This is a genomic window from Holospora undulata HU1, assembly GCF_000388175.3.
GTDB classification, from domain to species: domain Bacteria; phylum Pseudomonadota; class Alphaproteobacteria; order Holosporales; family Holosporaceae; genus Holospora; species Holospora undulata_A.
In genome coordinates this window covers 1-10,534 of the sequence record NZ_ARPM03000123.1, presented here as the reverse complement: position 1 = coordinate 10,534, position 10,534 = coordinate 1, and the positions used below count along the sequence as shown (strand labels likewise).

Genomic DNA, 10,534 nt, shown 5'->3' with positions numbered 1-10,534 from the left:
ATCTATACCTATTTTTTCTGAGGCTCCTGTGGGGTTAACTCTTGTTTTAACACTTTGTGAATGATACTATAGCTGGGATTTTTACTTCTTTCATACTTAATTCGGCTTGTCTTAACAAAGTTCATGCATCACTTTTTCCCATACACCCTTAATTCTATATCATCTATAAAACGAATGTACCGTCCATTGACAACCGCTCTTGATTATATAACCTACTGCATTAACACTCTCTTTCTTTTGTATTTGCTTTTATTATCGCTATCAAAATGATGCTTTTTCTCTTCCCCCCCTCTCTCTTTTAAATCGCTTAGATAATTCTTCTTCTACACCTTCAAGCCTTTTATATCACACTTTTTTATTCATGAATACAGGTTCTTAAACTTAACTTTAAAACATCCCCCCAACTAAAAAGCTAATAAAAAGAAGATTTGACCTAGCCCACCGCAACTTGTTATTTTTCTGATTTCAAAATCCAAGTATTTAAAAATTAAAAAGGTCACCGGCAGTATTAATTTTAAAAATCTTAAAAATAAAACCCTAATTAAAATTTTTACTGCCCGTTGACTGATTTTTCGCTTTTTATTTTATGATATTGATAGTGATTTTAAAGAATAGCCCAAACTCAAGTTAGAAAGCCAAGTTTGATGATTCTTATAAAGTTCTCTTATATCTTGAATACCATAGCGCAGCATAGTCAAGCGTTCAACTCCCATACCAAAGGCGTATCCTTGGTATGTTTGTGGACAAATATTGCAGCGTGTTAATATTTGCTGATGAACCATACCGCATCCCAAAATTTCTAACCAATGGCTGTCCCCTTCTAAAATAATATTTTCATCTTCTTTCCGATACCCAATATCTACTTCACAAGAAGGCTCTGTAAAGGGAAAAAAGCTAGGACGAAACCGTAAAGAAACAGATTTTGAAAAAAATCTTTCTAAAAAAACTTGTAAAACCCCCTTTAGCTCTGCCATGTTCGCCTCTTTTGATACCACAAGACCTTCGATCTGATGAAACATAGGAGTATGGGTTTGATCGTGGTCAGAACGATAAACACGCCCTGGAGAAATGATTTTTAAGGCAGGAGACATTTTTTCCATAGAACGAATTTGTACAGGACTTGTTTGAGTGCGAAGCACTCCATAAGGAAGATAAAAAGTATCTTGTTCGGCGCGTGCTGGATGACCTTCGGTTACATTTAATGCATCGAAATTATAAAAATTTGTTTCAACTTCAGGACCATCTACCCAAGAAAATCCCATCTGCTGAAAAATTTCAACAGCATCCCAAAGCACCTCTGAAATAGGATGCAGAAACCCTTTTCGAACAGGAGCACACGGTAACGTAACATCTACGCGCTCTTGAAGCAATTTCTGATTTAAAGCATACTCTTTCAGTTCTTCTTCTTTTTTTCCCAAGGCCTCTAAAATCATCTTTTTTAAATGATGAATTTTTTCTCCTTTCTCTTTTCGCTCTTCGGCGCAAAGTTCAGAAAGCTGCCTAATGGCTTGAGTTAGCTCTGATTGCTTTCCAAAATACTTTTGCTTTAACGCATAAAGATCTTCTAAAGTAAGGACCTGATTGATAACGCCCAAATACTGCTCTAACGAATGAAGACTCATAAAAAAATACATTTTGATGGAATTCTAGCATACATTTTCTTTTACTGTCCAGAAGAAGATTTGTCTTTAAAAGTAGCTTTGGGGATGTATTCAATTCCCCCCCAAAGAAATTATTGTCTACCTTTCCATCTAGCACTTTTACAAAAAATTTATAACTTTTTGTTTTTTCGCTAAAGTCTTAATAAAATTGAATTTAAATCGTTCAACTACTATTTGTTTTTGTAAAATTTCTCTTTCATTGTCATAAAAAAGAACAAAACACAAGGAATAACAAACAAAGTAAATAACGTTCCTATGGTCATTCCCCCAGTAATAACCCATCCAATTTGTTGACGCGCCTCATACCCAGGGCCCTGAGAAAACGCCAGTGGAATAGCTCCCAACACCATAGCCAGCGTTGTCATTAAAATAGGTCTTAATCTTAATCGACATCCTTGCAAAATAGCCTCTTTTAAAGGAAGCCCCGATCGTTGTGCCTGATCGGAAAAATCCACTAAAAGAATCCCGTGCTTTGTAATAAGGCCAATCAAAGTAATAAGACCGATTTGTCCGTAAATACTAATGATTCCAAGAACTAACGAAAGCGTTAACACCCCCCCTGCAAGAGCAAGAGGAACAGTAATCATAATGATAAGCGGTGACAAAAAACTTTCAAATTGAGCTGACATAACCAAAAAAATAAAAACAATTGCCAAAACAAAAACCATATAAATATGACCCGATTCTTTTTGCAAGTTTTTCAACTCTCCTTCTGTTCTTAGTTCAAAATCTGAAGGCAATTGAACCCGTTTTTCAAAATCTTCATAAACCGACAACGCAGAAGCACCTTTTTTCAAATACGCTTTCAACGTATAAGATCCCTTTCGATCTGTACGATAAATAATGGAATCCAAAGACTTTTGTTCAAATGACACAAGTTCTCTTAACGGTACCATAGCTATTTCATTTTTCGCATCTCTTCCCTTAATGAAAAAGTGAGGAATTTTTTCTAAATCCCTTTCAGAATCAGGGAGCTCTAAAATAACGTTGTACATACGCTTATCTTTTTCAAAATATGAGACCTTTGTTCCGCGAAGAAAGATTCTTAACGTTTCGAAAATTTCTTCTGGAGTCAATCCCAACTGAGAAATTCTTTCTCGATGAACTTTTACGTTATACCCCACTTCCTCCATAAGTTCAGTATTATCTACCCAGTCTATTCCTGGAATTTCCTTTAATAGCCGTCGTAATTTACGTCCCTCGGTACGAAGAGCTTCCGAAGACTTATCAGCCAAAAGCACCATTTCTAATTCACCAGCACTATCCGTTCGGTTCCCTATCGGGGAAGAATTTACGCATCCCGTATAGACTTCAGCACCAGCTATACGTTTTTGAAAAAGAGGATCTAATTCCTTTACAATATCCTGACAAGATCGAGAACGAAGCTCCCAAGGTTTAAGCGTAACGCGCCCAACACTATCCCCCATATGCATAATAAGTAACCGATTCTTAACTTCTGGAACCTCTTGCAATACTTTGTCTACGGGAAGAGCAAGCTTTTCGAGAAATTTTAAATTTCTAGTGCTTGGAGGAAACATACGAACCCGCAAAATCCCTTCATCAGAAGCAGGAATAAGCTCTTTCTTTAGGGTTGTGTAAACCCACCCTGAAAACAACGACAAAGCAACCCCCCCTATCCACACAATTTTCATGTGATTAAGCGCGCTGGCAACCCATTTTACGTAAAAATTCTCCATTTTTTCAAGAAAAATATCGATACCTTTGGAAACTCTTTCTAAAGGACTCCAGCTAAATGAGGTATGTGCGTTAACCATCATGGAACACATAGAAGGCGAAAGCGTTAACGCCACAACCCCAGAAATTAACACCGCTCCCGCCAGAGTTAACGAAAACTCTTTAAACATTTTTCCAATGGTTCCTGGAATTAAAGAAATCGGTGCGTACACTGCTGCCAAGGTAAGCGTCATAGCAATAACCGAGAAACGAATTTCTCTGCATCCCAAGCGCGCAGCTTCCAAACGACTTTTTCCTTGCTCTAAATATCGATACACGTTTTCCAGCACTACAATAGCATCATCCACCACAAGCCCAATAGCCAGCACCATAGCAAGAAGAGAAAGTACGTTAATAGTGAACCCCAAGGTGCTCATAATGAAAAATGTACTAATCAAAGAAATAGGAATAGTAATCAATGGTATAAAAGAAGAAGAAAAAGAGCGTAAGAAAACAAAAATTACCAGCAAAACCAAAATAATAGATTCAAAAATAGCTCGATATACTTGGTTAATAGACCGCTTAATAAAAATAGATTTGTCAAGCGCCACATAAACCTTAATGTCTTTTGGAAGAGTTTTTTGAATATTCTCTAACCTTTCGTGGACAAATTTTGAAATGCTAATTGGATTGCTGTTAGGTTGAGGAATCACTTGAAGCGCTACCACGGGGTTTCCGTTATAAAACACTTTGTATTCTTCTTCGTCTTGCCCTAATTGAACTTTTGCCAAATCTCCCAAACGCACTTTTCGTGTTGCCCCGTAATGGTTGCTTTTTCCCACAGGAATGAGGAGTTCTGAAAACTCATCTGGGCGCGACAACAGGCTTTGCGCTGTAAGAGAAAACTGTCGATTTTCTTCCTTTAAGTATCCCAATGCTCGCTCTACGCTGGATTCTTTTATAAGGCGACTTAATTCAGAAGCTCCAACATGGTAAGAATATAATTTTTCTCGATCCAATATAATTTCCATTTGAAGTTCACTTCCGCCAATGACTTCCCCTACTGCAACACCAGGAATGCTTTCTATAGAACCTTTTAAAGTTCTAGAAGCCACAGCATAAAGCTCTGTTAAAGGAACGTGCTTTTCTCCTTGAACTACAAGCTCCATAACTGGCAACGCATTAGAATTACCCTTTGTAACGTATACTTTTGCATTTTCTGGAAGTTTATCTTGAACACGAGATAAAATTTCTCTTACATCAGCAGATGCAGCATCCATAGAACGATTTTCTTCAAAAACCAACCAAGTATTACTTTCATTTTTTTGAACCTCAGAACGCATGCTATTCAAAGATTGTAATGAAACAAAAGATTCTTCTAGTAACTTCGTAATTTGTTCTTCAATAACGCGCGCAGAACCATTAAAAGTTGCGCGTACAGTCAAAGATGGGCGTTCTACAATAGGGTACTGACGTGTTGAAAGTTGAAAAAATGCGATGATTCCAAGAAGCATCATAATGATGTTGACTACCCAAGAAAATACAGGGCGATCAATAAAAAAATCCGTAAAGGATCTTGAAGATTCTGAAGACTGAGAAGGTGAGGTTTGCATAAAAAACTCCTTATTCTTTTGCAAGTATAACTGGAAGCCCGTCTTTTACCATTTCTGCAGGCTCTGTAATGACCATATCTCCTTCTTCTATACCTTGTATTTTTTCGCCGATACTGGTCAACCCATTCAACTGCGGTCCTGGTGTAACAGAAATAGCCTTGGCAATGAAAACTTTTTCATCGTTAAATACTCCTCCAGAATCTTTAACGACATAGACAACATACTGACCACTATCAGGAATAACTGCCTCTGCAGGAACCAAAAATGCAGGAGCCGCATCTTTAAGTGTTACACGCACCTTAACAAAAGTTCCGTCTTGATAAGAAGTCTTCTTTTCTGAAAGATTGGCATTAAACTTTACCATATGGGATACAGGATCAGAATAAGGTTCTTTAGCGTTGACAACAGACGCTAAGGGCAAAATTTCTTCTCCTTCCATTTGAATCAAAACTTTTTGTCCAACCTTAACTTGTTCTGCATCAATTTCAGACAACTCAAATTCCACAATAGTTTCATCAGAAACAATTCTTCCAACTTCTTGCCCCTGCTGAACAGCCGAACCAGGGCTAAGCTGCTTTCCGTTTGTCTGAAAAAAACCAACATGCCCTGTAAAGGGAGCTGTAATTTTCATATTGCTGTCATTAACTTTTGCTTTTTCTAACTCTAGACTTGCAGACTCCATTTCTGTATGGGCCTTTTCTACTTGAGTATAAGACCAGATTTTCTTTTCATACATTTCTTTGCTACGTTTGTAGTCAGCTTTTTTTCCTGCCAATTGCACACTTGCCCAACGAATTTGAACTTTTGTATGATCATCCCTTAGCTGAATCAACAAAGTATCCTTTGAAACTTTACTTCCCGCGTTTACAAAAATATTTTTTACAATTCCTGAAGATTGAAAAATCAACGGAGCAGAATATTTAGCCTTAACGCTTCCGCTTACGGAAATAACCTTATCAACGTTCATGCGTTTTACGGGCTTGACGACAGCAGATAAAGGGCGCCTATGCTTATTAACGGTTTTTTTTGCACTACATCCTTCTAAAAAAATAGCCTCACCCATCATAAACAAGCAAAAACCTGTTAATATTCCCAAACGTTTTATAAAGTTTTGAATACCAGGCTTCGCGTTTTCTTTATTAGAATGTTTTTGCATATTTTTTAATAAAAAAAAACCATAATTGTGTCGATTTTTCATAAAAAAACAATCTTAACTTTAGTACCTATGATGCACGAATCTCTTCCAAAAATCTAGAGCAAAAAAGATTATTTAATAAACTTTAATATTCTAACTACTTTTTTTCAATTCTAAGAACTATTTGTTTTAAAAATATTTTTAAATTTTCAAGCATTATTTAAAGAAAATTATTTTACTTCCCCCCCCTCTCCAGAAAAAATTCTTCATATTCTTTTTGAAGTGCTAACAGTGCGCTGTTTAACTCACCAAGCTCTTGTGTATTGATTTCTGGATTCACCTTTTTTTTTACTCCTTCTTTCCCCAGAATAACTGGCCATCCAAAAAAGATTTTACTCTCTATGCCATGAATCATTTCGTTTGTTCCCATCTGAATAGAGCAAGTCAAAACTTCTTGTTGTAACTCCAAAAGGTTTTGAATCATACGAAAACACGCCGAAGCTGGGCCATAAAAGGCTGACCCTGATTTTAATTTTTCGATAATTCTTCCTCCTCCAAAACGAGTATTCTGATCGATACTGTTTTTCTGCTCTTGGGAAAATTTCACGATATCTTGCAAATTCCCTGGCCCGACCTTTATAGCTTGTAAAGGGACCATGCGATCTGAATGCGGACCTATAACGCAAGGGCGTACGCTTTGCCCTTTTAACCCAGAAAACGCCTTGATATGGTACGCCATACGTCCTTCATCTAACACTCCTGCCATCCCCAGAATTCGTGAAGAAGGTAAGGGGTGAAGATCAGAAAAAAATCTCGCCATAAGGTCTACCGGATTTGTTACTATCACTACAACGCCTTTAAAATTTTCTATTTTTTTTGCAATGCTTTGTAAAATTTCAGAATTTTCCTTTAAAAGATCAGCTCGGCTCATCCCGGGAGTTCTAAACCGCCCTGCAGTGATAACTAAAACATCAAAAGATTCAAACTTTTCAAGAGAAGAAACAATCTCTAGATTTCCTTCAAATTTTCCAATGATACTGGCTTCCTCTAGGTCCCAAACTTTTCCTTGAAGCGCATCTTCATTCACATCATAAAGGCCTAAACGAACTGGAATCCTGTGTTGCAGCACCATATGGGCAAGAGTTCCTCCGATCTGTCCTACCCCGATTATTCCAACGCTTTTCATTCTTTACTCCTCTTCTAAACTGTTATTTATTATTTTTTTTATTTTTTAGATCCTCAAGCGCAGCTTCAATTGCATCTTGTGCCAACATAGAACAATGAAGCTTTACCGGAGGCAATCCCAATTCATTGGCGATGACAGTATTAGAAATTTTTTTGGCTTCTGATACTTGCATTCCCTCTAACATACTGGCAGCATAAGACGCAGAAGCAATAGCAGAACCACACCCAAAAGCCTTAAATCGCGCTTTAACTATCTTTCCGTTTTCATCTACTTGAATCTGTAGCTTCATAACATCTCCACAAGCTGGAGCTCCCACCATTCCGGTTCCTACGTTTGGACCGTCTTCTAAAACTCCAACATTTTGTGGATTTTCATAATGGTCTAGTATTTTTTTATTGTACGCCATAATACTCCTTTCCTTAATTTATCTTTCTATCAGTGTGTTACCCATTTTACTGTATTTAGATCAATTCCTTCTGTAATCATATCCCACAACGGGCTTAATTCTCTTAACTTTTTCACAGCAACGATAATCTGATCTGCTGCGTTTAATGCTTGATCTAATGCGGTATATCGACCAAAAGTTATTCGCAAAGAAGTGTGAGCCAAATCTTGTGATATTCCAAGAGCTTTTAAGACATAAGACGGCTCTAATGACTCAGAAGTACACGCAGATCCAGAAGAAAGCGCCAACTGCTTAATTCCCATTAACAATCCTTCTCCTTCAACACCAGCAAAACTTAAATTCAGATTATCGGGGACACGTTTTTCTAAGGTCCCATTTAGATAAACTTTTGAAAGCCCATAGTGAATACGCGCTAGAAATTCATCTCGAAGCTCTGTCAACCGTTTTTGTTCTGTCAAACGCATTTGTTCTGCTTTTTCGGCCGCTTTTCCCAAACCTACACATAAAAAAGTTGGTAACGTTCCAGAACGCACTCCCCTTTCTTGCCCTCCCCCACTAAATAATGGAGAAAGTCGCACGCGAAGAGGACGGCGCTCTACATACAGCGCGCCTATTCCCTTTGGACCATAGATCTTGTGAGCAGAAATACTTAACAAATGAATCCCTAAATCTTTCACTGAAAGAGAAATACGACCAAAAGCTTGAGCACCATCACTGTGAAAAAAACTTCCATATTTCTTACAAAGTTCACCAATTTCTTTTAAGGGCTGAATAACCCCGATTTCATTATTAACCCCCATAATAGAAACCAAAGCAGTTTCAGGCCCAAGATAATGTTCTAATTGCTCAAGATCCACAAGGCCATCTGGCTTTACTGAAAGAAAAATTACTTTAAATCCTTGCCGTTGAAGCCATCGAAAACTTTCTAAAACACATTTATGTTCCGTTGCAAGGGTGATAAATGTATTACGAGAAGAATTTTGACTACGCAAATACATGGCAATGCCTTTTATGGCCAAATTATTTGATTCAGTAGCTCCAGATGTAAAAACTATTTCTTTCGAATCCGCCCCTATTGCTGTTGCAACTTGAGCTCGTGCTTTTTCAACCCCTTCTTCTGCAACCCACCCATAACAGTGCGTTCTAGAGTGAGGATTTCCAAAATCGTGAGTCAGATAAGGCATCATCGCTTCTAACACCTCAGGATCGCAAGGAGTTGTTGATTGATAATCTAAATACAACGCCTGACACAAAATACTCATATTAAAGATTTTACATTATTTTTCTTTGCTTCGTTATGGTATACTTTTTAAAAAACGCTCGCAAGAGCGCTTGTGAATTTGTCTTTTTTTTTATACAATTCCTCAATATTAGAATACCGAGAAACAGATGCCAACATTAGATCAAATTTCTGAATTATTGTGTCATATAGAAAAAGAAAAAAAGATTGTTTGGAGGTTTCTTTGACAAAACATACTCGCAGCAAGAGCTTCAAGATCTTGAAGAAAAATTGAAGCTTCCTGAGGTTTGGAGCGATCCAAAAATTTCAGTTCCCTTGCTAAAACTGCAAGAAACTTTGATACGTAAAAAAAACCTTATGCACCGCATCGAACAAGAAATCGATGATCTAAGAACCTGGGTTTGTTACATGCACGACACTCAAGATACAGAATTTTTGCCTGATCAGTATCTTCATGCACTGTCTTTGGAAAAAGAAATTCAATGTTTGCGCATTGAACAATTTTTTACTGATAAGATGGATGAGCGTCCTTGCTTTTTGGCATTACAATCAGGAGCCGGAGGAACAGAAGCTCAAGATTGGGCAGCAATGCTAATGCGAATGTATACGCGCTGGTGTGAAGCAAACGGGTACAAGCTGGAGGTTGTTGATGAGACCTCAGGAGAAGAAGCTGGAATCAAGTCGGTAACTTTGTCCATTTCCCAAGGAGCGTTTCCCTATGGTTGGCTTAAAGGAGAAAGCGGAGTGCATCGTTTAGTAAGATTGTCTCCCTTTGATGCAGCAGCAAGGCGCCACACAAGCTTTGCTTCGGTTGTTGTTTCCCCAGTCTTAGAAGAGTCAGAAGCTGTTCCCATTGAGGAAAAAGATCTTCGCATTGACACATATCGTGCCTCAGGAGCAGGAGGACAGCACGTAAATAAGACTGATAGCGCCGTGCGCATTACACATTTGCCTACGGGAATTGTGGTACAGTGCCAAAACGATAGATCCCAGCATAGAAACAAAGCTACCGCATTAAAGATGCTTGCGTCAAAATTGTTTGCTTTGGAAAAAAAAGAAAAAGAAGAATACGCTGCGGCTATACAACCGGAAAAAAAAGGAATAAGTTGGGGACAGCAAATTCGTTCTTACGTATTGCAGCCTTACCAGATGGTAAAGGATTTAAGGACGGGTCAAGAAACTTCCAACACAAAAGCAGTGTTAGATGGCCAAATTCAGAATTTTTTAGAAAGTTATTTGCTTTATCAAGCAACAGGAAAGAGTCAAGAAACAGCTTGACTGGTCTAAAGAAGGTATCGCGCTTCAAAACAATGTGAATGTGTTACAGGCACCAAAGCGTGTTGCTCTTTTATTTCTCAGAACCTGTCTTCACAATCTGATAAAAAGCTTGGTTAGAAGGTAAATGACATGCCCTACCCGAGAGGATTTGAGTGACACACAATGGAGATTTAATAAAATCTCATTTTGATACAGGGGATTATGGTAAAAAACGCAAGAAAGCGCTTGCTAACGGGGTGTTTTATCTTATAAAGACGGACTATCAGTGACGCTTTGGCCGCAAAAACATTCTTCCATGGAAAAGAGTATACAGGTTTTACATGCAAGAAAGACAAAGCGGA

General features: G+C 37.9%; 7 protein-coding genes. 1 reads left to right on the top strand and 6 read right to left on the bottom strand.

Annotated elements, in window-relative coordinates; genetic code table 11:
* Positions 1–584 precede the first annotated feature (584 nt).
* The 6 genes from K737_RS02905 to K737_RS02880 all read right to left on the bottom strand — a co-directional run bounded on the left by K737_RS02905 (position 585) and on the right by K737_RS02880 (position 8,937).
* A complete protein-coding gene (locus K737_RS02905; RefSeq protein ID WP_024161404.1) occupies positions 585–1,622 on the bottom strand; it encodes a phenylalanine--tRNA ligase subunit alpha in 1,038 nt (345 codons plus the stop codon).
* A 209-nt stretch (positions 1,623–1,831) separates the two neighbouring features.
* The gene (locus K737_RS02900; RefSeq protein ID WP_024161403.1) at positions 1,832–4,948 is read right to left on the bottom strand and encodes an efflux RND transporter permease subunit; all 3,117 of its coding nucleotides are present in this window, start codon (positions 4,946–4,948) and stop codon (positions 1,832–1,834) included.
* 10 nt (positions 4,949–4,958) lie between these two features.
* On the bottom strand, positions 4,959–6,146 hold the full coding sequence (locus tag K737_RS02895; RefSeq protein ID WP_006291959.1) for an efflux RND transporter periplasmic adaptor subunit: 1,188 nt from the start codon (positions 6,144–6,146) through the stop codon (positions 4,959–4,961).
* A 172-nt stretch (positions 6,147–6,318) separates the two neighbouring features.
* On the bottom strand, positions 6,319–7,269 hold the full coding sequence (locus tag K737_RS02890; protein WP_006291957.1) for a malate dehydrogenase: 951 nt from the start codon (positions 7,267–7,269) through the stop codon (positions 6,319–6,321).
* A gap of 22 nt (positions 7,270–7,291) precedes the next feature.
* On the bottom strand, positions 7,292–7,675 hold the full coding sequence (locus K737_RS02885; RefSeq protein WP_006291956.1) for an iron-sulfur cluster assembly scaffold protein: 384 nt from the start codon (positions 7,673–7,675) through the stop codon (positions 7,292–7,294).
* A 29-nt stretch (positions 7,676–7,704) separates the two neighbouring features.
* Positions 7,705–8,937 (bottom strand): IscS subfamily cysteine desulfurase, encoded by a 1,233-nt coding sequence (locus tag K737_RS02880; protein WP_006291954.1) that lies wholly within the window; start codon positions 8,935–8,937, stop codon positions 7,705–7,707.
* 185 nt (positions 8,938–9,122) lie between these two features.
* Here K737_RS02880 and prfB point away from each other — a divergent pair, with 185 nt between their 5' ends.
* Positions 9,123–10,193 (top strand): peptide chain release factor 2, encoded by a 1,071-nt coding sequence (prfB, locus tag K737_RS02875; protein WP_006291952.1) that lies wholly within the window; start codon positions 9,123–9,125, stop codon positions 10,191–10,193.
* Positions 10,194–10,534 lie beyond the last annotated feature (341 nt).